Origin of the sequence: Novosphingobium aquimarinum (assembly GCF_009746585.1) — a bacterium.
GTDB classification, from domain to species: Bacteria; Pseudomonadota; Alphaproteobacteria; order Sphingomonadales; family Sphingomonadaceae; genus Novosphingobium; species Novosphingobium aquimarinum.
This window is the reverse complement of sequence record NZ_WRPO01000005.1, coordinates 37,428-61,234: the sequence shown is the minus strand read 5'-3', so window position 1 is coordinate 61,234 and position 23,807 is coordinate 37,428. Positions and strand designations below refer to the sequence as shown.

The following is a 23,807-nucleotide window of genomic DNA, read 5'->3' as shown; positions in this document are numbered from 1 at the left end:
CCGGATGGGCGGACCGCACCAAACGAAGACTCGGCCCGATGCCGCGGGCAACCTGCGGATGCAGGTTGCCAATGGCAAAGACTCAAATCTTTCTCAACTATCCGCGATCATCGCGGTGAAGTTCACTTCGCAAGTGACTTTATCCGCAATCGAGGCCTTGCCCCAGAACTTGCAGACGCGGCTGCGCTTCTGGACGAAGCCGACGCGCAGATCGAGCAAGTGGCCGGGCTCGACCGGGCTGCGGAACTTCGCATCCTCGATCGCCATGAAATAGACCAGCTTGCCCGACCCCGCGAGGCCGAGGCTCTCGATCGCCAGGATACCCGCGGCCTGCGCCAGCGCCTCGATCTGGAGGACGCCGGGCATGATCGGACGGCCCGGGAAGTGGCCCTGAAAGAAGCCCTCGTTGAAGCTCACCGCCTTGACCGCGTGAATTTCCTGCTCGCCGATCGCGGCGACGCGATCGACGAGGAGCATCGGATAGCGGTGCGGCAGAGCGGCGAGGATTTTCGGGATGTCGTATCCCGTTTCGGCGCCCTTGCCGCTTTCTGCGTCCGCCATCAGCGGCCCTGAGGCTGAGTCGTGGTCGCCGCGGGTGCCGGCGCCTGGCCTGCCGCCGCAGCCTGCTGCGCGCGGGCCTCACGGATCTGACGCGGCTCCCATCCCGCAGGCGGAACGATCTGCGCCGACGGGATCATGGTGTTCAGCTCGGTCAGGATGTCCTGATTGAGGTTGTAGGCCGAAGCGTTCACCGCGACGATCGCCTGCGGGTTCAGCAGCAGCGAGACCTTCTTCTTGCCCATCGCGGCCTTCACCGCCTGGTCCAGCTTGTCCTCGATCTGCTCGGTCACGTAGGCGCGCGACATCGCGACCGGCTGAAGGATGCGCTGCAGTTCTTCCTGTCCGCTTTCCTGCATCCGCTGGATGGTGGCGGCCTGCTGCTGCAGCGAGGCCTGGTTCGGGTTCGCCGCCTGGCTATCGGTGTTGAACTTGGTGACCAGCGGATTGAGCTGCGCGGAGATCGCGTTGCGGCGCTGTTCGGCCTGGTCGATCTGCGCCTTGTACGTCGTCTGGCGCTGCGTCTCGGCCGTCTTGAAGGCGTTCGAGTTGGCGATAACCGCATCGAGGTTGGCGATGGCGAGGCCCTGCACGACCGTGCCGGTGGCCTGAGCGAGGACAGGCTGCGCGGTGAGTGCGGTACCGGCCGCAAGGGCCGCAGCGAGCGCCGTTTTCAAAAGCATTTGCATCAGAATTGGGTTCCCACATTGAAGTTGAAGGCCTTGGTGTCGTCACCGTCTTGTTTGACGAGGACCTTCGAGAAGTTGATCCGGAAAGGACCAAACGGCGAATTCCAGTTCACACCGATACCGATCGCGACGCGCGGCTTCCAGGTATCGCCGACGAAGAACTCCTGGAACGGGGCAATGGTATTGCCGCGCGCAGTATTAGCGTTGGTGCCAAGGCACGCTGGCGGCGTCGGGTTGGTCGGGCTGGTGACGACGCTGACCGAAGTCGCCGAGCAGTTCGCGTCGACAGTGTCGACCTGCGTATAGAGCGCTTGCCCCGCATCGTTGCGTTCGGGGATCAGCGTCGAGGTCGCGACGCGATCGAGCGTCGGGCGTGTCACGCCCCAAACCGCACCAGCATCGACGAAGATCGAAGGGCGCAGCCCCAGTTCGCGCACGCCCGAGCCCAGCGGGATCTCGAGTTCGGCGCGGCCGAGGTAGTAGTACTTGCCGCCCAGCGCGTCGTCGGCCCAGTCGCTGCGCTTGTCCGAAAAGCCGTCGCCGCTGTTGCCATCGATGACGCCGTCGCCGTTGCTGTCGATATAGGGCTTACGCAGCACGCGCGGACCCACGCCGCGAATGTCGAAACCGCGAATCTGCGGCTCGCCGAGATAGAACCGATCGGTCAGTCGGACATCGTCGACACCATCGATATTGCGGTTCTCGAAGGACTTGATCGCCCCGCCCTCACCGTTGATCGAGAAGACGAAGCCGGCGCCAATCGGCCAGTACTTCGAGGCCTTGGCAGTGAGGCGCCCGTACTTCACCGAACCGCCGAGCCCGGCGAAATCGGCACTTACCGAGGCAAGCAAGCCCCGCGTCGGCCGGATGCGATTGTCCAGCCGGTCGTAGATCAGCGAGGCGCCCAGGATCGAGCTGGTGCGCTTGCCGATCGCCTCGCACAGATAGCGCCCGGCGAGCAGCGGGTCGCACTGGTTCGGCCCGAGCCGATCGGAGAAGAAGATGCCGCGATCCAGCGTCACGTCATCGTAGTTGAGCGTGTAGCGCATGACGCCGGTCAGGTATTCGGTGAGCGGCAGACCGGCGCGAATCTGGAAACCCGTCGTCGCCTGGCGATAGGTCGTGTCGCGGCTGTTGGTGAAACGGAAGCTGTTGAAGTCGCGCCGGTAGACGTCGACGCCCAGCGACACGTTGCGATCGAACACGTAGGGTTCGGTAAAGCTGGCCTCGACGCTCTTGGTATAGCGCGAATAGCTGCCTGAAAGGCCGATCGTCTGGCCACGCCCGCGGAAGTTGCGCTGCTGCACCGAAGCCTGGAAGATGAAGCTTTCGAGGCTCGAGAAGCCCGCCGAAAGCTGCAGCTGGCCGGTCGGCTTTTCCTCGACGTTCGCTTCCAGCAGGATGCGGTCGGGCGCAGAGCCAGGCTTCTGCTCGACCTCGAACTTCTCCTGGAAATAGCCCAGCGACTTGATGCGATTGGACGAGCGGCGCACTTGCAGCGAGTTGAACGCGTCGCCTTCGGCCAGACGGAACTCGCGGCGCACGACCTTGTCCTGCGTCAGCGTATTGCCATTCACGTCGATCCGCTCGACGTAGACGCGCGGCGCTTCCTGGATCACGAAAGTCAGACCCATGGTAAGGTCTTCCTTCGAACGATCGTACTGCGGCCGCACGTCCGCGAAGGCGTAGCCGAAAGCGCCCGCTGTCTCGTTCAGCTTTTCGATCGTGTCTTCGACGAGCTTGGCGTTGTACCAGTCGCCCTTCTTCATCGGCAGCTGCTTGGCCAGCGCCTCACCGCTGAAATCGCGCAACTGGCTATCGACTTCGATGTCGCCAAATTTGTAGCGATCGCCTTCTTCCACCACGTACGTGATGATGAAGTCCTTCTTGTCCGGCGTCAGCTCGGCCACGGCCGAGACGACGCGGAAATCGGCGTAGCCTTCTGTCAGGTAGAATTGGCGCAGCTTCTGCTGGTCGAAGGCCATGCGGTCGGGATCGTAGCTGGTGCTTGAGGAGAAGATCTTGGTGAGACCCGTCTCCTTGGTCACCATCTCGCCGCGCAGCTGGCCGTCGGAGAACTTCTCGTTGCCGATGATGTTGATCTGGCGGACCTTGGACTTGTCGCCCTCGGAAATCTCGAAAACGATGTCGACGCGGTTCTGGTCGAGCATGACCATCTTCGGCTCGACGGTCGCGGCGTAGCGGCCCTGACGCTTGTAGAGCTCGATTATGCGCGCAACGTCGGCGCGGACCTTGGAACGCGTGAAGATCTGGCGCGGCGCGACCTTGATCTCGGGCAGGATCTTGTCGTTCTTGATCCGCTTGTTGCCCTCCAGAATGATCCGGTTGACCACCGGGTTCTCTTTGACCTGGATGGTCACGAAGCCGTTGTCGTTGGAGATCTGGACGTCGGCGAACAGCTCGGTCTCGTAGAGCGTCTTGAGCGCCTGGTCGGCGGCCGCGGCCGTGTAAGGCTGCCCCGCGCGCAACTGGACGTAGGAAAGAATCGTCTGTGGTTCGAGGCGTTCGGAACCAACGACCTGCACGACCTTTATGGTATCGCCCTGGGGCGTTACCGTCGGCGCGGTCGCTTGTGTTTCAGCGGTCGCCTGCGCTTCAGGTGGCTGAGCCGGGTCCGGGGCCGAGGCCGCGGCATCCTGAGCCTGTGCGACGACCGGCAGGCTGGCAAGGATCGTAGTCCCCAGCAAGGCTGCAGCAAGTCGCGACTTTCGCGCGGCACCGAAACTGCGAGCCGTATCCAATCCCATCATTCGAAGCCGTTCCCGTACACACCTTGCGCGGAGCCGTTCCCCTCCGCACTGGAGTAGGCCGCCTCCCCGCCAGCAATCGCCGCCCTCTGCCTGATGGGCAACGGCCAATCAAGCAGACAATCCGGGCGGAACTGTGATCGCTAGGAAATTCCTTGCGGCTATCCCCCGAAAAACGGGAGCGTAGCCAGATCGTTGAAGGTCACCACCAGCATGAGCGCCAGAACCAGGGCCACACCGGTCCGCACCGCCCATTCCTGACTGCGCTGACTCAGCGGTTTCCGGCGAACTGCCTCGGCCGCGTAGAAGGCGAGGTGTCCTCCGTCGAGCGCCGGAATTGGCAGGAGATTGATGAATGCCAAGTTAATCGAGATCAGCGCGACGAAGCCGACAAACTGGAACCAGCCCAGCGTGAACTGCTCGCCGGAGTACTTGGCGATTTTGATCGGTCCGCCCAGCTCTTTCACCGATCGCTCACCCGTCACGATCTGGGCGATGCCGGAAGCCATCATCTTCATGACGTCGAAGCTTTGAGTGAAGCCGAGCTCGACCGCCTTGATCGGATCGACTTGCACGACATCAATTGCGCCTGACCCTGCACCGATACCGAGTCGGCCGATGCGCGCCTCGTTACCGAAGCGATCGCTTTCGAGTTCCGAACGTATCTTGACCGGAATCGCCAGCTCGTCACCATCGCGCGATACCGTAATCACCACCGTGCGCCCCGGATACGGCACGACATATTGCGGGATCTCGGTGAAGCTCTCAATCGGGTTTCCGTCGATCGCGACGATCCGGTCGCCCAGGCGCACGCCGGCTTCCTGCGCCGCCGATTGCTCGGAGAACTCCGCCACTTCGGGCACCGCGACAGCGCGGCCGAGAGCGAAGTTGAAAGCCGCGAAAATCGCCACTGCGAACAGAAGATTGGTCAGCGGCCCTGCCAGCACGATCAGCGCGCGCTGCCACAAGGGCTTGGTCTGGAATTGCATGGCGCGATCGGCGTCGGACACCGAGGGATCCGCAGGTGCCGGCGCGCTCGACGGGTTCATGTCACCGGCGAACTGGACGTAACCGCCCAGCGGCAAGGCGCACAGCTTCCAGCGGGTGCCGCGTTTGTCGGTATAGCCAGCCAGCTCCTTGCCGAAGCCGACCGAAAAGGCATCTGCCTTCACGCCGAACCAGCGGCCAACGAGATAGTGACCAAGCTCGTGGATGACGATCAACGGCCCGAGCACGAGTGCGAAAGCGAGGATCGTCGTCAAAAGTGAGGGTGCGGCCATCAAGTCAGGCAGTCTCCATCAGCAGGCGCGCCCGCGAGCGCGCCTCGCTATCGACCGCGAGGACATCGTCGAGCGATGCCGGCGCGGAAGGAGCATAAGTTTCAAGGACATTGGCGACATGTGCCGCAATCCGGGTGAACCCAATCTGACCAGCCAGGAATGCCGCGACCGCGACTTCGTTGGCCGCGTTCAGCACGGCCGGTGCTGCGCCGCCCGCTTCCGCCGCCTCACGGGCCAGACGCGTGGCCGGAAAACGAACTTCGTCGGGCGCGGCGAAGCTGAGCGTGCCGATCGCGGCGAGATCGAGCGGATCGCACGTCGTGTTCATCCGCGCGGGCCAGGCGAGCGCCGAAGCGATCGGCACCCGCATGTCCGATGGACCGAGCTGCGCGAGCGTCGAACCATCGCGGTATTCCACCATCGAGTGGATCACCGATTGCGGGTGGACGAGAATGCGCAGTCGATCGAGCCCGACGGGGAACAAGTGAAACGCCTCGATCAGTTCGAGACCTTTGTTCATCATCGTCGCCGAATCGACGCTGATCTTGGCGCCCATGTCCCAGTTGGGATGGCGCACCGCTTCGACCGGAGTCGCGGCCGCGAGGCGTTCCTCGCTCCATTCGCGGAACGGTCCGCCACTGGCGGTGAGCGTGATCCAGCGCACGTCGGCCAGATCGTTACCGGCGAGGCACTGGAAGATGGCGTTGTGTTCCGAGTCGACCGGCAGCAGCGTGGCGCGGTGGCGCGCGACCGCGGCGGTCATCACTTCACCGGCGGAGACCAGCGCTTCCTTGTTGGCCAGCGCCACGGTGCCGCCCTGCTCGATCGCGGCCATGGTCGGCGCGAGCCCGGCGCAGCCGACAATGCCCGCGACGGTAAGGTCGACCGGACGCGCCGCAGCCTCGATCAGCGCGGCCTTGCCTGCAGCGGCTTCGATACCTGTGCCGGCGAGCGCGTCGCGCAGTTCCCCGAGGCAGCGCTCATCGCCAACCACGGCAATCTCCGCCTCGAACTCGCGTGCCAGCTGGGCTAACTCGGAGATACTGGATTGTGCGGTGAGCGCGACGACGCGCCACTTGCCCTTCTCGCTTCGCAGAAGGTCGGTCGTCGACGCGCCGATCGAGCCCGTCGCGCCGAAGATCGAGATCGAACGCTGGTTCACGAAGCCCCTATTACGCGTGAAATCATGAAGACGGCCCCAATCGCAATCGACACTGATAGCAGACCGTCCACCCGGTCGAACAGCCCCCCGTGACCAGGCAGCAGCCGCCCGGAATCCTTCACTCCCGCGCGGCGCTTCATCCAGCTTTCAAAGAAGTCCCCGGCTTGCGCGACGATGGCGGTCGCACTGCCGGCGGCCAGCAACGCCAAGACGCCGCCGACGGTCCAGTCGATGTACACGCGATTGCCTTCGCCCATCGTCACGATCAGCAGCCACATCACCAGACTGGCGCCAAACGCGCCGCCGATGAGCCCGGCCCAGGTCTTGGAAGGCGAGATCCGCGGCGCGATCTTGGGGCCGCCGAACGTCCGCCCCGAGAAATAGGCGAAGACGTCCGTCCCGATCACTGCACCCAGCAACATCAAGACCGAAAAGATCCCCGCCTGCGAATCGCGCAGCGCGATCAGCACTGCTGCCCCGATCGCGCAATAGATCGCCCCGAAGACGCGCCACAGATTGCGCCGCGTGCCTTTCTCGCGAAACAGCAGCACGAGCACCGACCATTCGAAATAGACGCCGATCGCGACGGCAGCGACGAACAGCGTCCACACGATGCCGCCGAGCCACAGCGCGGTGCCCGAGATGGCCAGCATGACGACCGCCGATCCGGCACGGCGCGGCAGGTCCGACGTGCGCACCGAGAGCGGCACGGTGACGTAGGTCTTGATGCGATCACGCTTCCGGGGCCTTTCAGCGTCCACCATAGCGGCGCTCCCTGCGCGTGAAGGACTCGAGGGCCTGGGCCAGATGATCGGCAGTGAAGTCCGGCCAGAGGGTCTCGGTAAAATAGAGTTCGCAGTAAGCCGCCTGCCACAGCAGGAAGTTCGACAGCCGTTCCTCGCCCGAAGTCCGAATGAGCAGATCGAGCGGCGGCAAGTCGGCCGTATCGAGTTCCGCCGCGATCGTCTCGGGCGTGATCGCGCCCTTGGCCGCCGCCTTGGTCGCCGCCCGCGCGATTTCGTCGTGCGCGCCGTAATTCAGCGCCACCGCGAGGATCGTGCCGGTGTTGGCCGCCGTTCGCGACAGCGCCCCTTCGATCAGTTCCACCACATCGGGACGGAACGCCTTGTAATCGCCGATGATCTTTAGGCGGATGCCGTTTTCGGCCATCTCGTCGAGGTCGGAAAGGATGAAGCGCTTCATCAGCGCCATGAGGTCGGAGACTTCCTCGTCCGGGCGGCGCCAGTTCTCGGTCGAGAAGGCGTAGATCGTCAGCGCTTCGAGCTCGAAATCGCGCGCGCCGCGCACCAGCCGCCGCACCGCTTCGACGCCGCGCTGGTGCCCCAGTGCGCGCGGCAAGTGGCGCTTCTTCGCCCAGCGCCCGTTGCCGTCCATGATGATGGCGACGTGCCTGGCCTTAGTGCCGTCCTCTCCCATCCGACAAACCGCCCCTCAGAGCCTTACTGGCTCAGGATGTCCTTTTCCTTGCGGGCGAATTCCTCGTCGACGGCCTTGATCATCTCGTCGGTGAGCTTCTGGACCTCGTCCTCGCCGCGCTTCTTGTCGTCCTCGGAAATTTCCTTCTTGGCCTCGTCTGCCTTGAGCGCTTCGTTGCCGTCGCGGCGCACGTTGCGGATCGCGACCTTGGCTTTTTCCGCATACTGGCCTGCGAGCTTGGCCAGTTCCTTGCGGCGCTCCTGCGTCAGGTCGGGGATCGGCAGGCGAATGGTGTTGCCGTCGTTGATCGGGTTGAGGCCAAGGCCGGCCGATCGGATCGCCTTTTCCACGGGGCCGACGTTGGACTTGTCCCACACCTGCACCGAGAGCATGCGCGGTTCGGGCGCGGAGACGGTCGCGACCTGATTGAGCGGCATCTGCGCGCCGTAGACCTCGACCGTCACCGGATCGAGCAGCGTGGTGTTGGCGCGCCCGGTACGCAGACCCGAAAGGTCATGCTTGAGCGCTTCCACTGCGCCTTTCATCCGGCGTTCGAGATCGTCCTTGTCGAATTTTGCCATGATTCAGGCTCCTTTCTGCACGATCGTCTTGGTTCCCTCACCCGAGAGCACGCGGGCAAGATTGCCCTTCTCCCGGATCGAGAACACGACGATCGGTATCTGGTTATCGCGGCACAGCGCCACGGCCGACGCGTCCATGACTTTGAGGTTGTCGGCCAGCACGCGGTCGTAATCGACCGTGTCGTAGCGCACCGCATCGGGATTGCTCTTCGGGTCCGAATCGTAAACCCCGTCGACGCTGGTGCCTTTGAGCAGGGCGTCGCACTGCATTTCCGCCGCACGCAGAGCGGCGCCGGAATCGGTCGTGAAATAAGGCGCGCCCACGCCGGCGGCGAAAATCACCACGCGGCCCTTTTCGAGGTGGCGTTCGGCGCGGCGACGGATCACCGGCTCGCACACCTGGTCCATCTGCACCGCCGACTGCACCCGCGTATCGACGCCGAGCTGTTCGAGCGCGTTCTGCATGGCGAGCGCGTTCATCACGGTCGCCAGCATACCCATGTAGTCCGCCTGGGCACGGTCCATGCCACGAGCGGCGCCCGCCATGCCGCGAAAGATGTTACCCCCGCCGATCACCAGGCACAGTTGCAGTCCGGTGTCCTTCGCCGCCTTCACTTCGCGCGCCAGCTCGGCCACGAATTCGGGATCGATCCCGAACTGCTGGTTGCCCATCAGGACTTCGCCCGAGAGCTTCAGGAGAATGCGCTTATAGGCTGGCTGAGGCATGCAGGATTCGAAACTCGCTGGCGGGGACGGGGCTGCCCCGCATTAGGAGCGCGCGGCGCGGATGCCAAGGGGGATGCCAAGGCTGCGGAAAACGAAAAGGGGCCGAGAGCTTCGCTCCCGACCCCAATCCTGACGTACTGGCCCGAAACGGGACCCCGGCCGCCGGCCTGGGGCCCGCGACCAGAGGCGGGCGATCAGCCCTGGACGGCTGCCGCGACTTCGGCGGCGAAGTCGCTGACTTCCTTCTCGATGCCTTCACCGAGCTGGTAGCGCACGAAGTCCTTGAGGACGATCTTGCTGCCCGCTTCCCTGCCGGCCTGGTCGACGACCTGCTGCACCGGAGTCTTGTTGTCCATCACGAAGACCTGGCTGAGCAGCGCGTTTTCCTTGGCGAACTTGGCAACCGCGCCTTCGACCATCTTTTCCTGGACGTTCTCGGGCTTGCCGCTCTCGGCCGCTTTCTCGGCCGCGACCTTGCGCTCACGCTCGATCATCTCGGGATCGAGATCCTCGGCGTTGAGCGCCATCGGGAAGGCGGCGGCGATGTGCATCGCCAGCTGCTTGCCGAGATCTTCGAGAACGTTGGCGGGAGCCTCGCTCTCGAGCGCGACGAGCACGCCGATCTTGCCGAGGTTGGGCGCAGCGGCATTGTGCATGTAGGGCACGACCACGCCCTGCGAGACGGTAACCGTCTTCATCCGGCGGATCTGCTGGTTCTCGCCGATCGTCGCGACGTTGTTGGTGAGCGCGTCTGCCACCGTGGTGCCGCCCGGATAGGACGCGGCCTTCAGCGCTTCGACGTCATCGCCCGACACGCCCAGAGCGGCCTGCGTGGTGTTGCGCACGAAGTCCTGGAACTGCTCGTTCTTGGCGACGAAGTCGGTCTCGGAATTGACCTCGACGGCCACGCCCTTGGTGCCTTCGACGGCAACGCCGACAAGACCCTCGGCCGCGGTGCGGCTCGACTTCTTGGCGGCAGCGGCAAGGCCGCGCGCACGCAGTGCGTCGACGGCGGCTTCGAAGTCGCCGCCGGTTTCGTCGAGCGCCTTCTTGCAGTCCATCATGCCGGCGCCGGTGCGCTCGCGCAGGTTCTTCACGTCAGCGGCGGTGTAAGCCATCGCACATTTCCTCTTTCATAAACTTGCAGTCGCGCGCCGGGCCCATGGACCCAGCGCGCGACAATCTCGTGACGGTGCCCCGCATAGGCGGGGCACGTAGAGCGATCAGGCCTCGGCGGTCGCCGTTTCGGCGGCAGGCTCGTCGAGCGCGCCCATGTCGATGCCCGAATCCTGCTGCGCACCGCGGCCACCCTTGGTCGCGGCCTCGGCCACGGCTTCGCAGTACAGGCGCACGGCGCGGCTGGCGTCGTCATTGGCCGGGATCGGGAACGCGATGCCCTGCGGATTGACGTTGGTGTCGAGCACGCCAACCACCGGAATGCCGAGAACATTGGCTTCCTTGATCGCGAGATCTTCCTTGTTGGCGTCGATCACGAACATCACGTCGGGAATGCCGGCCATGTCGCGAATGCCGCCAAGCGAAAGCTCGAGCTTGTCGCGTTCGCGCGTCAGCTGAAGGATTTCCTTCTTGGTCAGGCCGTGGGTTTCGCCCGAAAGCTGTTCCTCAAGGCTCTTGAGGCGCTTGATCGACTGGCTGATCGTCTTCCAGTTGGTAAGCATGCCGCCCAGCCAACGGTGGTTGACGAAGTGCTGACCGCAAGCGCGTGCCGCTTCGGCGATCGGCTGCTGTGCCTGGCGCTTGGTGCCGACGAACAGCACCTTGCCGCCGGCCTGGACGGTCGACGAAATGAACTCGAGCGCACGCGCCATCAGCGGCACGGTCTGCGACAAGTCGATGATGTGGATGCCGTTGCGGGCGCCGAAGATGTACGGCTTCATCCGCGGGTTCCAGCGGTGGGTCTGGTGGCCGAAGTGGGCGCCGGCCTCGATCAATTGCTGCATGGTGACGACGGGAGCCGCCATAATACGTTCCTTTCCGGTTGCGCCTCGAGTGAGGCGGCCTCTGGGATGCTGGAACCGTGCGGAGATCCCGCTGCGGCACCGGTATGGGTGCATCCCATGTGAATTTGCCGGGTATTCGTCACAGCGCGAATCGCTGCGACAGGCCCGGCGGCGCGGCGATAGCGGCATGAGATCGAGAACGCCAGCTTCAAATCGTCGCACGCGAACCTCGGTTCATCACGCGAAGCTAACGAATTGGGAACGAAATACGCGAAAATCCATTAAATTCAAGTAGCTGCCGACTGCTGACTGGCCGTCGAACGAGCGTGGTCCGGGCAGCAGATCGACGCCTGTTTTGCCGAATCGCCGTGCAGCCAGGTTTGCGGGAATGACAGGAAGTCTTTATGAACATGCTGGTTATGGTTCTGTTCCTCGGAGCGACCGCGTCCGCGCTGACGCTGTCGTGGATGTCCATCAGGGACGAACTTGGCGCTGTAGCAAGTCTGTGGGCGGCTGTTCGCCAAAGTGAACGAGAACAAGCGATTACCATCACGTATCCGGGCCAGGCATCCCTGTCGGATGGCATGGTCGCGTCGCAGCGCAGCTTGCGCCCCCACCGCCCGCGCTCGACGAAGGTGCCGTCGCATCGTCTGCACGCGTTTTCGCGGCTCCGCCGCGCCGCCTGAAACCAGCGCGGCGTAAGGCAAACGGTGGTCAGCCTCACGGCTCTGAGCAAATAACGCTTGACGCGAATAGAACAAAAAGAGAACAAGTGCCCTCTGGAACATTGGTAGAACGAATCGCGTTCCGCCGCAAGCAGGAGGCCTTCCATGACCGCACTTCTCGCCATCGCTTTTCCGCTGAGTTGCCTGCTCGCGCTGAAGCTGGCCCTGGGTTCGATGCGAAACGAGTGGTCGGCTGCCGCCCATGTCGTGAGCCGGGCCCGGGCAGAGGTGCGGCCGGTCTATGTGCGGCGAACCGCATCGGCCGTCAGTCGGGATCGAGCTGCAACAGGGCCGTGGGCGGTGCGGGCGCTCGGCTGTTGATCGCCCATGTGAGCGTCTGACCGGCTCCCCCGGCCTTCTTCGGCCCTTCGTCGGTGTTGTTGGCGAGGATCGGCGCATCGGTCGTGATGGTGAACGTACCATCGACGATCGGCGCAGGCGCGGGAGGATCCTCCGATTCGGTCTTAGATGCCATGGCGCCCGCCATCCGCGTGCCCATTGCCATCGCGCCGCCCAGAGCGTTCATGCCGCCGCCTGGAGCATAGCCTGGCGCATCGATCCGGACGCTTCCGTCCTTGCGCGGCGAAATCATCACCAGCGCATTGGCCCAGGCAAAGCCCTCGATGCTGGGAAAGACGAAATCGTGGTCGAGTTGCCCGGCCAGATCATATGCGACGTCGAACGTGCCGGCGCCCTTGTAGTCGACACGTCGCCACCCTTTCTGGCGCCGCAGCCGCTCCGCGATGACCTCGGGAGCCTTGGGATCGTCGAAATCGAGCCCGCCCATCATGGCCGCTGCGGCCGCGGATGATTGCCGCTCGCGTCGCTTCTGAGCCGCCCATGCGTCGCGCTGCTGCGCGATCTCCTCGCGACTACAGGGCCGCGTTTGCCCGGTTTCGGCATCGCTGCACGGCTTGGCCACGAATTCGCGATCCCGTTCGGACTTCATCAGGGGCAGAAAATAGAGCTCGCCCGAATAGGCGAAGCGGAACTGGCCATTGCGTCTTACGTCAAGTGACGAGGTGAACCGCCCCGGAGCAAGCAGACACGCCGCGAGCAAAGCGGTCAGCAAGACGACACCGGCCCGGGATGCTGCACGGCGTAAAGCAGTTCGATCCATCCCTATTTTCCTCCTTACTCCGCTTCGCGAGTCGCCACCGCGTAGAGCGCGACTGCGGCCGCATTGCTGACGTTGAGGCTCTCCATCGCTTCGCTGATCGGCAGCCGCGCCAGCGCATCGCAGTGCTGCGCGATATTATGGCGCATACCTTCCCCTTCCGCGCCCAGGACCAAGGCGACCGGTCCCTGAGGCAACGCCGAAGCCAGCGTCGCCTCGGCCTCTCCGGCAAGCCCGATCCGCCAGTATCCCGCCTCCGCGATCTCCTCGAGCGCCCGCGCGAGATTGACCACCTTGACCCAGGGCACGATCTCCAGCGCCCCCGAAGCGGATTTCGCGAGCGCGCCGGATTCGGGCGGCGCATGACGATCCTGGGTGACGATCGCACAGGCATCGAATGCGGCAGCCGAGCGCAGAATTGCGCCGACGTTATGCGGATCGGTAACCTGATCGAGGATCAGCAGCGGTCGCCCCGCCCCGGCATCGATCACGTCGGCCAGATGGAGGTCGTCGAGCGGATCGCATTCGAGGACCAGCCCCTGATGCGGCGCATCGCGCGCGACGAGACGCGCCAGATCGGGCGCTTCGGCCCATTCGATCGGAAAATCGTCCGGCAATTCGCCGTTGAGCGAATCGACGCCCTCGCGAGACGCCCAGAGCTTGTGATGGCGCCTGTCGGGATTCATGAGCGCCGCCTCCACAGCGTGCCGACCCCACAGCCGCACCATCCCGCGCGAGCCCCGGCCGCTGCCGCGCCCGCCGCGCATGCGCCCTGCCCTCCCTCTGAGCGCCCGATCGGGTTTGCCTGATCCGCGCTTCGTCATCTTTTGCCCCTTATGCACCGTGGCTGGTCGTGATTGAGCCCCGCTCCTGCCAGTCACCCCATTGACAGGCAAGGCTCGCTTCGCCATGAGCGCGCCTTCTCGGCAGGATCGCTCCCTTGGGAGCATGCGGAAAGCGCCCCGGCGCCGCCCGCGAATTCCTTCTAACCGGTGTGGACAGGTGGCCGAGTGGTTAAAGGCAGCAGACTGTAAATCTGCCCGCGCAAGCGTACGTTGGTTCGAATCCAGCCCTGTCCACCACCCCCCTTTCTCACAACATCTCCGAAAAGCTCCAGCCTTCCCCACACTGCGGCGCCTTGGAATGGTCTCCAGAAATGTGAGAACGAAAACGGGCGAACTCACGGCGGTAGCGGTCAAGGCTGCCATGGTGAAACCGGGCACCTATCAGGACGGTGACGGACTTTTTCTGAGGGTTGGGAAAACTGGTGCGGCTTCCCGGCTCGGACGACTTCAGCGCACTTGCTGTTTGCAGGCCCGGGCGCCGAGCGGGATGCGGCCGATTTACGGATGTGGATCGGGACTGCGGACTGTCCCGGGATCGCCGAGGTCGCATTCGAGCAGATCCCGGTCCCAATCGGCCAGGCTGGCCGCCGCCACGTACGTGCTCCGCAGGAATGCCAGTAGAGCTGCGTCCCCATCCTCGGCGGTCCGCACGGCCTCATAAGGCAGGATGAACTCGCCCAGGTCGGTGTTCCACGATGCGGCCGCCGGCCGCACCTCGGCATCGGCGAAACCGTCCGGCTCGGGATAGATGTACGCATAGAAGGCGGCGTTCTCGGTTCCGTTGCCGCCCGGCCAGAACCCGGCGGACGACACTTCCCGATCATAGGCTTCCTGGGCGACTTCGTCGGGCATCGCGGGGACCCCGCCGGCGTGGAGCGGCGCTCGCCGCCCGGAGAAGCGCGTGACCGCGAGGTCGAAGCTGCCCCAGAAAAGATGGACGGGGCTGCACTTGCCGAGGAACGCGGTGCGGAATCGCTTGAACACCCGGTCGATCGAAAGAAGCGCCTGATGGTAGCGCTCGACCGCGTCGCTGTCGTACGGGCGTTCGACATGGTCCTCGTCGAACGGCACCGGCGATGGCACCTCGTTCGGGTGCCGATCGTAGCGCGCGTTGCCGCCCAGTTCGGTAATCATGGCGGTAAAGGTATCGTAGAACTTCGCCACTGTCGTCGGTGTCAGCGCGAACGAAGCGGTGCGCCCGTCGCCGCCGGTGCCGACAACCTTATGGCTGATGAAATCGAAGACGATCTCGATGCCCGGTCCGTCGGGAATGAGCGACGTGGTCAAGCCACGCGGGGTGACGTAGAACGTCGCGTGCCAGGAGTGGTTGACCCACGGGGTCCGCGCCAGCCGGTACTTGCCGACGATCTGGGTGTAGAGTTGCAGGGCAGAACACGTTTCCTGCCATTGCGCATAGTCCAGCTTGGGCCAATTCGTGTGCAAGGCGACGTTCTCCTGCGGCGAAAGCTGGCCGCTGCGAACTGGCGGCTGCAACCGGCTTCTCATAATCCAGGCGGCGGGGTGTCAGCCTTTTAAGCAGCCCTGTGGGGTTCGCAAATGGGCGAACGGCGTTCGCGCCAGATTTGTTGCGTCACCCGGCGACGCGAATCAATACTGCAATCGACTCGCAACAATCCGGTTTTGCTAGGCCACAATCGTTCGATCCTCTATATATCGAGTGTAGACAAGACGCGGTTCCAACGGTGCAAAATGCGACCGTGCGGCTTGGTGGAGAACGTTCGATGTCATTCGTCCGCTTGAAAAAGAAACGAAGCCGCTGAACCGACAAGGTGCGTCGCGCGTCTTGCGTCAGGGGCTCCTTTCTACCCGCTTGAACCGCCTTTATTGGTTCAGGACTTCATCAAAATAGATCGAAAACGCAGTTCGACTGGTGGTCGGGCTAGCCTTTTCGCTGTCAGCACGACTTTCGGTCCGCATGGCGAAGGCCGGGTCAGGCGCGCGCTCGCGCCCTGCCTGTGTCCGTTCGCCCTGCGCCAAAGCGGAGCCGTGCTCGCAGCCAATCGTCAAGGAGATTTGAAATGGATGGCGTATTCAATGGCTTGATGGGCATCGGTGCGATTGCTCTCGGCGCGGTCGTCTTGCTGATCGTGTTCGGGATCATGCTGGCGCGGCTCTATCACCGTGCCAGCAAGGAGATCGCGTTCGTGCGAACGGGTGTCGGCGGCGAGAAAGTCGTGATGAACGGCGGCGCCCTGGTGCTGCCGATCTTTCACGAGACGATGCCGGTCAACATGAACACGGTGCGCCTGGCGGTCGAACGCAAGAACACCGATGCGTTGATCACGCTCGATCGGCTGCGGATCGATGTGAAGGCCGAGTTCTACGTTCGGGTTCGACCCGACGCCGGGGCGATTGCCATGGCCGCGCAGACGCTGGGTGCGCGCACGATGAATCCGGAAGCGTTGAAGGATCTCGTCGAAGGCAAGTTCGTCGATGCCTTGCGGTCGGTTGCGGCCGGGATGTCGATGAACCAATTGCACGAACAACGGGCCGACTTCGTCCAGAAAGTGCAGCAGGTTTCGTCGTCGGATCTGGCGATGAACGGACTGGAGCTGGAATCGGTCTCGCTGACCGGTCTCGACCAGACCTCGATCGAGCATTTCAACGCCAACAATGCGTTCGACGCCGAAGGCCTGACCAAGCTGACCGAGCAGATCGAGTTGCGCAAGAAAACCCGCAACGACATCGAGCAGGACACCCGGGTCCAGATCGAAAGCAAGAACCTGGAGGCCGAACGGCAGTCGCTGCAGATCGAACGCGACAACGAATTCGCCCGGCTCGAGCAGGAACGCGAGATCGAGATGCGCCGGGCCGAGCAGTCGGCTGAAGTCGCGCGGGAGCAAGCGGCGCGTGGCCGCGAGGCGGATGAGGCGCGGATCGAGGCCAAGCAGCAGGTCGAATCCCGGCAGATCGAGGCCGATCGCACGATCCAGCAAGGCAGGATCGCGCAGCAGCAGGCCGTCGAGCTGGCTCGTCAGGAGCAGCAGATCGCGATTCAGAACAAGAGCCGCGAGGAAAGCCAGGCCAAGGCCCAGGCCGACGAAGCCCGTGCCAAGGCCGTGGCCGCCGAGGAGCAGGTTGCGACCAGCCGCGACACCGAAATTGCGGAGAGGGCCAAGCGGATCGAATTGATCGAGGCGTCGAAGGAGGCAGAGCGTCAGGCGATCTCAGTCAAGGTCCAGGCCGAAGCGGACAAGGATGCTGCGTCCAATCGCGCCGAAGCCGCGAAGCGCGAGGCCGAAGGCGAAGCCGAAGCCGAGAAGCTGCGGGCCGAGGCGGCACGCGTACGCTTCGAGGTCGAGGCGGCAGGGCAGCGCGCCGTCAACGAAGCGGCGAACCTGCTGTCTTCGGACCAGGTCTCGCTGCAGATGAAACTCGCCTTGCTCAAGGTCCTGCCTGAGATCGTGCGCGAAAGCGTGCGGCCGATGGAAGCGATCGATTCGATCAAGATCGTCCAGGTCGATGGACTCATCGGCAAGGCGGGCAAGGGTGGCGAGACGGGCGCATCGCAGGCCGGCGGCTCGGGCAACCTTGCCAACGATGCGGTCTCGGCTGCTCTCGCTTACCGGGCGCAAGCGCCGGTGATCGACGGGCTGATGAAAGAGCTCGGGCTCAACGGCGCCTCGCTCGAAGCGCTGGTCGGGCAAATGCCGTCCGCGACCAAGGCCACGTCCGATGAAGGCAAGGCCACGGTGCAATGAACGGAACTGGGCGGTCGCGTCTCCGGCGCGACCGCCCTTTTCTGACCCTCGTCGATCCGCACAAGATATCGTGCGCCAATGATGGAGTTTGATGTGCTCGAGTTGCTGACCTCGACCGGGAACACGCCCTTTTCGGTTGCCCTTGCGGTCGTGGTTTTGCTCGCAGCCTTGCAGGTCGTCGGCCTTGGCGATCTCGCAGCCGGCGATGTCGACGTCGATGTGGATGGAGACATGCCCGTCGATGCGGGATTGATGTCGCTCGTCGGGCTCGGGCGAATTCCGTTTCAGATGTGGCTGATGATCCTGCTCAGCCTCTTCGGTGTGGTGGGCCTCGTCGGACAGTCCGCGCTGGCGCAAATGACCGGGTCCGCTTTGTCGCCATGGATCGCCGGTCCGGTTGCAGCGGCCATCGGCTTGGCAGGGACGGGCTATGTGTCGCGGCCGCTGAGCCGCATCCTTCCTCGCGACGAAACCACGGCCATCGATCTGTCCGCGCTGATCGGTCGCGAGGCGCAGATCGTCATCGGCACGGCGAGACCGGGCCACCCGGCGCGCGCCAGAACCACCGATCATTTCGGCCAGGTCCACCACGTGATGGTCGAGCCGGACAATCCGGGGCAGGCCTTCGTCGAAAACGAGAAAATCCTACTGGTCCGCCGCGATGGTGACGTGTTCAAGGCCATCACGCGGGGCGATCACTATCTGCCAAGGCTGGACTGACCCTGCGCCGACCGGAGACGCGGAGAGCCCCGGTATGACGACAAGACCAGTCCCAACTGAAATACGCACCTCATGCCTGCACACTGCACACATGGGCCACAACCCTATCGTCGGCGATAGGGTCGCCGCGCGCAGCGGATGGCCCGAAGTCCGGGCATTCCGCCATTGCGGGTCGCGCGCGAACCCCCTACATCCCATGAATGCCCGGAGAGATCGTCGATAATCAAGGCCGGGGCGAAGCCAGCTGGAGTTGGCCTGCGATCCATCCAGAGGGTCGCAAGTTCGGAGCCATTCCGGCGATTGCCTGCCTCATATTTCTCGTTTTGGGGTGGCCCTGGCTGGCCTGGCCCTTTGCCATCCTGACCGTGTGCGTGCTCGCTTTCTTTCGCGATCCCATTCGCGTGACGCCGACGAGCGACCGCTTCGTCGTCGCCCCGGCAGACGGCCTGGTGACTCTGATCGGCAAAGTCCCCCCGCCACGCGAACTGACGCTCGATGACGGCAGCGGACAAGGCGCGCTCGCCGCGAGCGAGGTCACCCGGATCTCGATTTTCATGAGCGTCTTCGACGTCCACATCAATCGCGCGCCGATCGGCGGCACCGTGCGCCGCGTGATCTACATCCCCGGCAAGTTCTTGAATGCCGATCTCGACAAGGCCAGCGAAGAGAACGAGCGGCAGCATATCCTGATCGAGCGAAGTGACGGTCGGCAACTGTGCTTCACGCAGATCGCGGGCCTCGTTGCCCGCAGGATCGTGCCTTTCATCAAACCCGGCGACATTCTTGCCGCGGGGCAGCGCGTCGGGCTGATCCGCTTCGGCAGCCGTGTCGACGTCTATTTGCCAGCCGGCACAGAACCGAGAGTGATACTGGGCCAGAAAATCGTAGCGGGTGAAACGGTGGTCGCTGAAATCGGCGAAAGTCCTCTGCTTCAGGGTGTAAACCAATGATGCCAACTTCCCATGAACCCGACATCGCCGACAGCCCCCTGGACGAAGCGCCAGAGGACGTTTCGCGCGGACGTCGGCTCGCAAGGGGCCTGAGCGCGCGTGCGCTGGTGCCCAATGCGATCACCGCTGCAGCGCTGTGCGCGGGCCTGACCGGTATCCGCTTCGCGATTGCCGGCGATTTCGAGAAATCGGTGCAGGCAGTCATTCTGGCGGGGCTGCTCGACGGGATCGACGGCCGCGCCGCGCGGTTGCTGAAAGCGCAGACCCGCTTCGGCGCCGAGTTGGACAGTCTCGCGGATTCGATTTCCTTTGGCGTGGCCCCTGCCCTGATCGTCTATCTGTGGGCCCTGCGCGATCTGCCCAGCATCGGCTGGATCGCGTCGCTCGCCTTCGCGATCTGTTGCGTGCTGCGTCTCGCCCGCTTCAATTCGCGGCTCGACATGCAGGACCAGCCGCACAAGCTGGCCGGCTTCCTGACCGGAGTTCCGGCCCCACTCGGAGCGGGGCTGGCCTTCCTCCCGCTCTATCTGTGGATCGCCAGCGGCGTGAGCGAGTTCGCCAATCCCGTTGCGGTCAGCGCCTGGATGGTGCTCATCGCGTTTCTCATGATCTCGAGCCTGCCCACGCTGAGTTGGTCCAAACTCAGGCCGCCCCGCGACGTGCGGATCGGATTTATTGCGATCATCGGCCTGCTGGCTGCGGCTCTGCTTACCGAGCCCTGGCTCACGCTCGCCTTGCTGACGCTGGGCTATGTCTTGCTGATTCCGCTGGGCATCTGGCTCTATTCGCGCAGGCAGAAGCGCGGCAGCCACTCCGCCACGCAACCGAGCAGTGACGCGCAAACGCCGCAAGCTTCGGAGTAATCGCCACGAACGGTGACGGGCGGGCATCGATTCGAAATCGGTCCGCCCGCGCCGGTAAGCACGCTGCGTGCCGGTCGTGCGAGACCGATGGCGTCGGGTCTGCCTTGATGGTTTGCCGGATCGCTCCGGCGCGAGACCTAGTTGACGGCGTCTTTCAGACCTTTGCCAGCCTTGAACTTCGGCTGCGTGGAAGCCGCGATTTCCATCGGCTCCCCGGTCCGCGGATTGCGACCCGTGGAGGCCTTGCGCTTCGACACCGTGAACGTGCCGAACCCGACCAGCCTGACGTCGTCACCCTTCTTCAGCGTTGCGGTAATGGAATCAAAGACGCTCTCGACCGCTTTCGTCGCGTCGCTCCGGGTCAGGCCGCTGGAGTCCGCGACAGCGCTGATGAGATCGTTCTTGTTCATTGCCACATCCCCTTGCCAACTTGAAAGCGACGCCGTCGGAATCGCCTGCCTCAAAGGCAAATTGAAACTGATTTCCCGACGATGTCAAAGTCAAATCCGTAATGGACGTTGCACGCGCGAGAATTGCGTTATCAAACCATTGTCGAGACAACATGGGGCGTCGCAGCAAAGCCGCGACGCCCCATATTCTAAACTTTAGTTTACTAACTTGCCCTCAGTGAGCAGTGGGCGCGGGTGCTTTACCAACCATGGCCGGAGCGGTCGACTGGCTCGCCAATTCGTCCGCTTCGGTCCACTCGATGGGAGTCAGCGGCTCGACCAGCGCCTTGGCCAGCACCTCGTCGACGTGGCGGACGGGAATGATCTCCATCCCCTCCTTCACGTTGTCCGGGATCTCGGCCAGATCCTTGCGGTTCTCTTCCGGAATCAGCACGGTCTTGATCCCGCCGCGCAGCGCCGCCAGCAGCTTTTCCTTGAGCCCGCCGATCGGCAGCACGCGTCCGCGCAAAGTGACTTCCCCGGTCATCGCGATGTCCTTGCGCACGGAAATGCCGGTGAGCGTCGAGACGATCGAAGTGACCATCCCGATCCCCGCCGAGGGGCCGTCCTTGGGCACTGCGCCTTCGGGCAAGTGGATGTGCACGTCCTTGTGCTGGAACACCGACGGTTTGACGCCGTAGGCGGGCGAGCGGGCGCGCACGAAACTGAAGGCGGCCTGGATCGACTCGCTCATCACTTCGCCGAGCTTGCCGGTCGACTTGATCGCGCCCTTGCCGGGAGTCAGCACGCTTTCGATCGTCAGCAGTTCGCCGCCCACTTCGGTCCATGCGAGGCCGGTGACGGCGCCCAGCTGGTGCTCCTCTTCGGAGACGCCGAAGCGGAACTTGCGAACCCCTGCGAAGTCGGCGAGGTTTTCGGGCGTCACCGTGACCTGCTCGGCCTTCTTCTCGAGGATCTGACGCAGCGATTTGCGCGCCAGACGCGCGATTTCGCGTTCCAGCGTCCTCACGCCGGCCTCGCGCGTGTAATAGCGGATGAGGTCGCGCAAGGCGTCCTGAGTCAGCGTGAATTCGTCCGGCTTGAGGCCATGCGCCTCGATCTGCTTGGCGATCAGGTGCCGCTCGGCGATCTCGACCTTCTCGTCCTCGGTATACCCTTCGAGACGAATGATCTCCATGCGATCGAGCAGCGCCTGCGGCAGGTTGAGGCTGTTCGCGGTGCACACGAACATCACGTCCGACAGATCGAAGTCGAGTTCGAGGTAGTGATCCTGGAACTTCGCGTTCTGTTCGGGATCGAGCACTTCGAGCAGTGCAGACGCCGGATCGCCGCGGAAATCCTGCCCGAGTTTGTCGATCTCGTCGAGCAGGAACAGCGGATTGGACTTTCCGGCTTTGCGCAGATTGGTGACGATCTTGCCCGGCAGCGAGCCGATGTAGGTCCGGCGGTGGCCGCGAATCTCGGCCTCGTCGCGCACGCCGCCCAGCGACTGGCGGATGAATTCGCGACCCGTCGCTCGGGCGATCGACTTGCCGAGCGAGGTCTTGCCCACGCCCGGAGGGCCGACGAGGCACAGGATCGGCCCCTTCAGCTTGTTGGTGCGCGCCTGCACGGCAAGATACTCGATGATCCGGTCCTTGACCTTGTCGAGCGCGTAGTGATCGGCATCGAGCACCTCTTGCGCTTCGGAAATGTCGCGCTTGAGCTTCGACTTCTTGCCCCAGGGCAGATCAAGCAGGACATCCAGATAATTGCGGATGACCGTGGCTTCGGCGCTCATTGGCTGCATCGACTTGAGCTTCTTGAGCTCCGACGTCGCCTTTTCGCGCGCTTCCTTGGAAAGCTTGGTCTTCTCGATCTTTTCCTGCAGCTCGGTAATCTCGTTGCCGTCCTCGCCTTCGCCGCCGAGTTCGTTCTGGATCGCCTTGAGCTGTTCGTTGAGGTAATATTCGCGCTGGGTCTTTTCCATCTGCCGCTTCACGCGGCCGCGGATCTTGCGCTCCACCTGCAGGACGCCGAGTTCGCCCTCCATGAACGAATAGACCATTTCCAGCCGCTTGAGCGGATCGGATTCGGACAGAACCGCCTGTTTGTCGGCCACCTTGGCGGACAGCTGCCAGGCCACCGTATCGGCCAGCTTGGCGGCATCATCGATATCGCCGAGCTGCTCGCCCGCGTCCTGCGAAAGCTTCTTGTTGAGCTTGGCATATTCGCGGAACTGATCGATCACGGTGCGCATCATCGCCGAGACCTCGGTCCCCGAGGCGCTGACCGGATCGATCCGCTCGACATCGGCGATGAGCATCTGGCCATCGTCCGATTCTTCCGCGCGCAACGCGCTCAGACGCGCGCGGTCCTGCCCTTCGACGAGCACACGAACGGTCCCGTCGGGCAGCTTGAGCAGCTGCAGGACGCTGGCGATCACACCGGTTTCGTAGAGGTCGTCCCGGTCGGGATCGTCGCAGCCGGGATCGAGCTGGGCGAGCAGGAAGATGTCCTTCTCGCCGGACATCGCCGCCTCGAGCGCGGCCACGGATTTCTCGCGGCCGACGAACAAGGGCACGACCATACCGGGAAACACGACGATATCGCGCAAGGGAAGAAGGGGAAGAGAGGTCACGGGCAAATCCATTGTCTGAAATGCGTTGAATGAACAAAACGCATTGAAGTCATCTAACCGGGATTATCCGGCTTCTTCCGGAATATGGTGCGGGTCCGGCAGGCTCGCAATGCCTCCGTGCGCAACGCCTGTGGACGCCTTGCCTACGGTTCGCTTCACTCGAAGGTGAAATCGACCATCATATCGCCCGAGATCGTTTCGAGCGCGGTGCGCACCGCTTCGCAATCGCTCGAATGGGGCACATGCGCGTGCACCTTGCCGCGGAACAGCAGTTCGCCCGACCAGGCGCCGTGCTCGATCTCGGTATCGAGTTCCTCGATATTCACGTTCAGACCCGCGAGCAGCCGAGTCAGTTCCGCAACGATCCCGGGCCGGTCCTGCCCGACCAGTTCGATCAGCAGCGGAACGCCGTCCGGCGGCGTCTCTTCGCCCGCCGGCACGAGCGAGACCGCAAGCCCGTCGGTGTCGATCGCCTGCACCGCCCGCTCGAGGCGACCCGCAGCGTCCGGCGTGATCTCGACCAGTACCGACCCGACGTACATGCCGCCGAGGCGGCTGAGATGGCTTTCCAGCCAGTTGCCGCCGGCATCGAAGATCGCATCTGCAACGGCCCGAGTGAGGCCGGGGCGGTCGCTGCCGCTGACAGTCAGGATCAGGCGCACGCTCATCAGAC

At 63.8% G+C, this 23,807-nt stretch carries 22 protein-coding genes and 1 tRNA gene; 6 read left to right on the top strand and 17 right to left on the bottom strand.

Going from position 1 to position 23,807, the window contains the following annotated elements:
- Window positions 1-93: 93 nt before the first annotated feature.
- The 11 genes from fabZ to rpsB all read right to left on the bottom strand — a co-directional run bounded on the left by fabZ (window position 94) and on the right by rpsB (window position 11,183).
- Window positions 94-561 carry a 3-hydroxyacyl-ACP dehydratase FabZ gene (gene fabZ, locus GQO94_RS07130; protein ID WP_156840496.1) on the bottom strand — a complete coding sequence of 156 codons (468 nt, stop codon included), beginning with the start codon at window positions 559-561 and terminating at the stop codon, window positions 94-96.
- Window positions 561-1,247, bottom strand: coding sequence for an OmpH family outer membrane protein (locus GQO94_RS07125; RefSeq protein ID WP_156840495.1), 687 nt, complete (start codon window positions 1,245-1,247; stop codon window positions 561-563). Before GQO94_RS07125 ends, fabZ begins: the two co-directional genes overlap by 1 nt.
- Entirely contained in the window at window positions 1,247-4,018 is a 2,772-nt protein-coding gene (gene bamA, locus GQO94_RS07120; RefSeq protein ID WP_156840494.1) for an outer membrane protein assembly factor BamA, read from the bottom strand. Before bamA ends, GQO94_RS07125 begins: the two co-directional genes overlap by 1 nt.
- Before the next feature lie 158 nt (window positions 4,019-4,176).
- A complete protein-coding gene (gene rseP / locus GQO94_RS07115) occupies window positions 4,177-5,295 on the bottom strand; it encodes an RIP metalloprotease RseP (protein ID WP_156840493.1) in 1,119 nt (372 codons plus the stop codon).
- Window positions 5,296-5,299: 4 nt separating this feature from the next.
- Window positions 5,300-6,457: a 1-deoxy-D-xylulose-5-phosphate reductoisomerase gene (dxr, locus tag GQO94_RS07110; protein ID WP_156840492.1), complete on the bottom strand. Its 1,158-nt coding sequence runs from the start codon at window positions 6,455-6,457 to the stop codon at window positions 5,300-5,302.
- Entirely contained in the window at window positions 6,454-7,221 is a 768-nt protein-coding gene (locus GQO94_RS07105) for a phosphatidate cytidylyltransferase (protein ID WP_198045858.1), read from the bottom strand. Before GQO94_RS07105 ends, dxr begins: the two co-directional genes overlap by 4 nt.
- A complete protein-coding gene (uppS, locus tag GQO94_RS07100) occupies window positions 7,208-7,894 on the bottom strand; it encodes a polyprenyl diphosphate synthase (RefSeq protein ID WP_156840491.1) in 687 nt (228 codons plus the stop codon). The genes GQO94_RS07105 and uppS overlap by 14 nt, the downstream gene beginning before the upstream one ends.
- 23 nt (window positions 7,895-7,917) lie before the next feature.
- Window positions 7,918-8,475, bottom strand: coding sequence for a ribosome recycling factor (gene frr / locus GQO94_RS07095; RefSeq protein ID WP_156840490.1), 558 nt, complete (start codon window positions 8,473-8,475; stop codon window positions 7,918-7,920).
- Window positions 8,476-8,478: 3 nt separating this feature from the next.
- Window positions 8,479-9,201, bottom strand: a complete 723-nt coding sequence (gene pyrH, locus GQO94_RS07090) for a UMP kinase (protein WP_156840489.1) — start codon at window positions 9,199-9,201, stop codon at window positions 8,479-8,481.
- 194 nt (window positions 9,202-9,395) lie between these two features.
- Window positions 9,396-10,319, bottom strand: a complete 924-nt coding sequence (gene tsf, locus GQO94_RS07085) for a translation elongation factor Ts (RefSeq protein WP_156840488.1) — start codon at window positions 10,317-10,319, stop codon at window positions 9,396-9,398.
- Between the two features lie 105 nt (window positions 10,320-10,424).
- Window positions 10,425-11,183 carry a 30S ribosomal protein S2 gene (gene rpsB / locus GQO94_RS07080; protein ID WP_156840487.1) on the bottom strand — a complete coding sequence of 253 codons (759 nt, stop codon included), beginning with the start codon at window positions 11,181-11,183 and terminating at the stop codon, window positions 10,425-10,427.
- A gap of 383 nt (window positions 11,184-11,566) precedes the next feature.
- On the opposite strand from rpsB, the gene GQO94_RS07075 reads away from it, so the two are divergent.
- Complete coding sequence (locus GQO94_RS07075; protein ID WP_156840486.1) at window positions 11,567-11,848, top strand: hypothetical protein; 282 nt, start codon at window positions 11,567-11,569, stop codon at window positions 11,846-11,848.
- Between the two features lie 304 nt (window positions 11,849-12,152).
- Here the strand turns inward: GQO94_RS07075 and GQO94_RS07070 are convergent, their stop codons facing one another.
- Together GQO94_RS07070 and rlmB are read right to left on the bottom strand one after the other, a co-directional pair.
- A complete protein-coding gene (locus tag GQO94_RS07070) occupies window positions 12,153-13,007 on the bottom strand; it encodes a hypothetical protein (protein ID WP_156840485.1) in 855 nt (284 codons plus the stop codon).
- A 14-nt stretch (window positions 13,008-13,021) separates the two neighbouring features.
- Window positions 13,022-13,828: a 23S rRNA (guanosine(2251)-2'-O)-methyltransferase RlmB gene (rlmB, locus tag GQO94_RS07065; RefSeq protein ID WP_198045857.1), complete on the bottom strand. Its 807-nt coding sequence runs from the start codon at window positions 13,826-13,828 to the stop codon at window positions 13,022-13,024.
- A 172-nt stretch (window positions 13,829-14,000) separates the two neighbouring features.
- Between rlmB and GQO94_RS07060 the strand changes: the two genes are divergently transcribed.
- A tRNA-Tyr gene (locus GQO94_RS07060) sits at window positions 14,001-14,086 on the top strand.
- Window positions 14,087-14,347: 261 nt separating this feature from the next.
- On the opposite strand, the gene GQO94_RS07055 is transcribed toward GQO94_RS07060, so the two are convergent.
- Window positions 14,348-15,343 (bottom strand): DUF5996 family protein, encoded by a 996-nt coding sequence (locus GQO94_RS07055; RefSeq protein WP_232332816.1) that lies wholly within the window; start codon window positions 15,341-15,343, stop codon window positions 14,348-14,350.
- A 545-nt stretch (window positions 15,344-15,888) separates the two neighbouring features.
- Between GQO94_RS07055 and GQO94_RS07050 the strand changes: the two genes are divergently transcribed.
- The 4 genes from GQO94_RS07050 (at window position 15,889) to GQO94_RS07035 (ending at window position 20,104) form a co-directional block, all read left to right on the top strand.
- Entirely contained in the window at window positions 15,889-17,571 is a 1,683-nt protein-coding gene (locus GQO94_RS07050; RefSeq protein WP_156840483.1) for a flotillin family protein, read from the top strand.
- A 78-nt stretch (window positions 17,572-17,649) separates the two neighbouring features.
- Window positions 17,650-18,291 carry an OB-fold-containig protein gene (locus GQO94_RS07045; RefSeq protein WP_232332815.1) on the top strand — a complete coding sequence of 214 codons (642 nt, stop codon included), beginning with the start codon at window positions 17,650-17,652 and terminating at the stop codon, window positions 18,289-18,291.
- A gap of 200 nt (window positions 18,292-18,491) precedes the next feature.
- Window positions 18,492-19,241, top strand: a complete 750-nt coding sequence (locus GQO94_RS07040; protein WP_156840482.1) for a phosphatidylserine decarboxylase — start codon at window positions 18,492-18,494, stop codon at window positions 19,239-19,241.
- Window positions 19,238-20,104: a CDP-alcohol phosphatidyltransferase family protein gene (locus GQO94_RS07035; RefSeq protein WP_232332814.1), complete on the top strand. Its 867-nt coding sequence runs from the start codon at window positions 19,238-19,240 to the stop codon at window positions 20,102-20,104. Before GQO94_RS07040 ends, GQO94_RS07035 begins: the two co-directional genes overlap by 4 nt.
- Window positions 20,105-20,241: 137 nt before the next feature.
- Here the strand turns inward: GQO94_RS07035 and GQO94_RS07030 are convergent, their stop codons facing one another.
- The 3 genes from GQO94_RS07030 to GQO94_RS07020 form a co-directional block, all read right to left on the bottom strand.
- The gene (locus tag GQO94_RS07030; protein WP_156840481.1) at window positions 20,242-20,514 is read right to left on the bottom strand and encodes an HU family DNA-binding protein; all 273 of its coding nucleotides are present in this window, start codon (window positions 20,512-20,514) and stop codon (window positions 20,242-20,244) included.
- A gap of 214 nt (window positions 20,515-20,728) precedes the next feature.
- Window positions 20,729-23,146, bottom strand: coding sequence for an endopeptidase La (lon, locus tag GQO94_RS07025; RefSeq protein WP_156840480.1), 2,418 nt, complete (start codon window positions 23,144-23,146; stop codon window positions 20,729-20,731).
- 143 nt (window positions 23,147-23,289) lie between these two features.
- Window positions 23,290-23,802 carry a glycine cleavage system protein R gene (locus GQO94_RS07020; RefSeq protein ID WP_156840479.1) on the bottom strand — a complete coding sequence of 171 codons (513 nt, stop codon included), beginning with the start codon at window positions 23,800-23,802 and terminating at the stop codon, window positions 23,290-23,292.
- Between the last annotated feature and the right edge of the window lie 5 nt (window positions 23,803-23,807).

What these genes read in the sequence shown, in the direction of transcription:
- fabZ (WP_156840496.1), bottom strand. Translation starts at nt 561, where the DNA reads ATGGCGGACGCAGAAAGCGGCAAGGGCGCCGAAACGGGATACGACATC.
- GQO94_RS07125 (WP_156840495.1), bottom strand. Translation starts at nt 1,247, where the DNA reads ATGCAAATGCTTTTGAAAACGGCGCTCGCTGCGGCCCTTGCGGCCGGT.
- bamA (WP_156840494.1), bottom strand. Translation starts at nt 4,018, where the DNA reads ATGATGGGATTGGATACGGCTCGCAGTTTCGGTGCCGCGCGAAAGTCG.
- rseP (WP_156840493.1), bottom strand. Translation starts at nt 5,295, where the DNA reads ATGGCCGCACCCTCACTTTTGACGACGATCCTCGCTTTCGCACTCGTG.
- GQO94_RS07105 (WP_198045858.1), bottom strand. Translation starts at nt 7,221, where the DNA reads ATGGTGGACGCTGAAAGGCCCCGGAAGCGTGATCGCATCAAGACCTAC.
- uppS (WP_156840491.1), bottom strand. Translation starts at nt 7,894, where the DNA reads ATGGGAGAGGACGGCACTAAGGCCAGGCACGTCGCCATCATCATGGAC.
- frr (WP_156840490.1), bottom strand. Translation starts at nt 8,475, where the DNA reads ATGGCAAAATTCGACAAGGACGATCTCGAACGCCGGATGAAAGGCGCA.
- pyrH (WP_156840489.1), bottom strand. Translation starts at nt 9,201, where the DNA reads ATGCCTCAGCCAGCCTATAAGCGCATTCTCCTGAAGCTCTCGGGCGAA.
- tsf (WP_156840488.1), bottom strand. Translation starts at nt 10,319, where the DNA reads ATGGCTTACACCGCCGCTGACGTGAAGAACCTGCGCGAGCGCACCGGC.
- rpsB (WP_156840487.1), bottom strand. Translation starts at nt 11,183, where the DNA reads ATGGCGGCTCCCGTCGTCACCATGCAGCAATTGATCGAGGCCGGCGCC.
- GQO94_RS07075 (WP_156840486.1), top strand. Translation starts at nt 11,567, where the DNA reads ATGAACATGCTGGTTATGGTTCTGTTCCTCGGAGCGACCGCGTCCGCG.
- GQO94_RS07070 (WP_156840485.1), bottom strand. Translation starts at nt 13,007, where the DNA reads ATGGATCGAACTGCTTTACGCCGTGCAGCATCCCGGGCCGGTGTCGTC.
- rlmB (WP_198045857.1), bottom strand. Translation starts at nt 13,828, where the DNA reads ATGACGAAGCGCGGATCAGGCAAACCCGATCGGGCGCTCAGAGGGAGG.
- GQO94_RS07050 (WP_156840483.1), top strand. Translation starts at nt 15,889, where the DNA reads ATGGATGGCGTATTCAATGGCTTGATGGGCATCGGTGCGATTGCTCTC.
- GQO94_RS07045 (WP_232332815.1), top strand. Translation starts at nt 17,650, where the DNA reads ATGATGGAGTTTGATGTGCTCGAGTTGCTGACCTCGACCGGGAACACG.
- GQO94_RS07040 (WP_156840482.1), top strand. Translation starts at nt 18,492, where the DNA reads ATGCCCGGAGAGATCGTCGATAATCAAGGCCGGGGCGAAGCCAGCTGG.
- GQO94_RS07035 (WP_232332814.1), top strand. Translation starts at nt 19,238, where the DNA reads ATGATGCCAACTTCCCATGAACCCGACATCGCCGACAGCCCCCTGGAC.
- GQO94_RS07030 (WP_156840481.1), bottom strand. Translation starts at nt 20,514, where the DNA reads ATGAACAAGAACGATCTCATCAGCGCTGTCGCGGACTCCAGCGGCCTG.
- lon (WP_156840480.1), bottom strand. Translation starts at nt 23,146, where the DNA reads ATGGATTTGCCCGTGACCTCTCTTCCCCTTCTTCCCTTGCGCGATATC.
- GQO94_RS07020 (WP_156840479.1), bottom strand. Translation starts at nt 23,802, where the DNA reads ATGAGCGTGCGCCTGATCCTGACTGTCAGCGGCAGCGACCGCCCCGGC.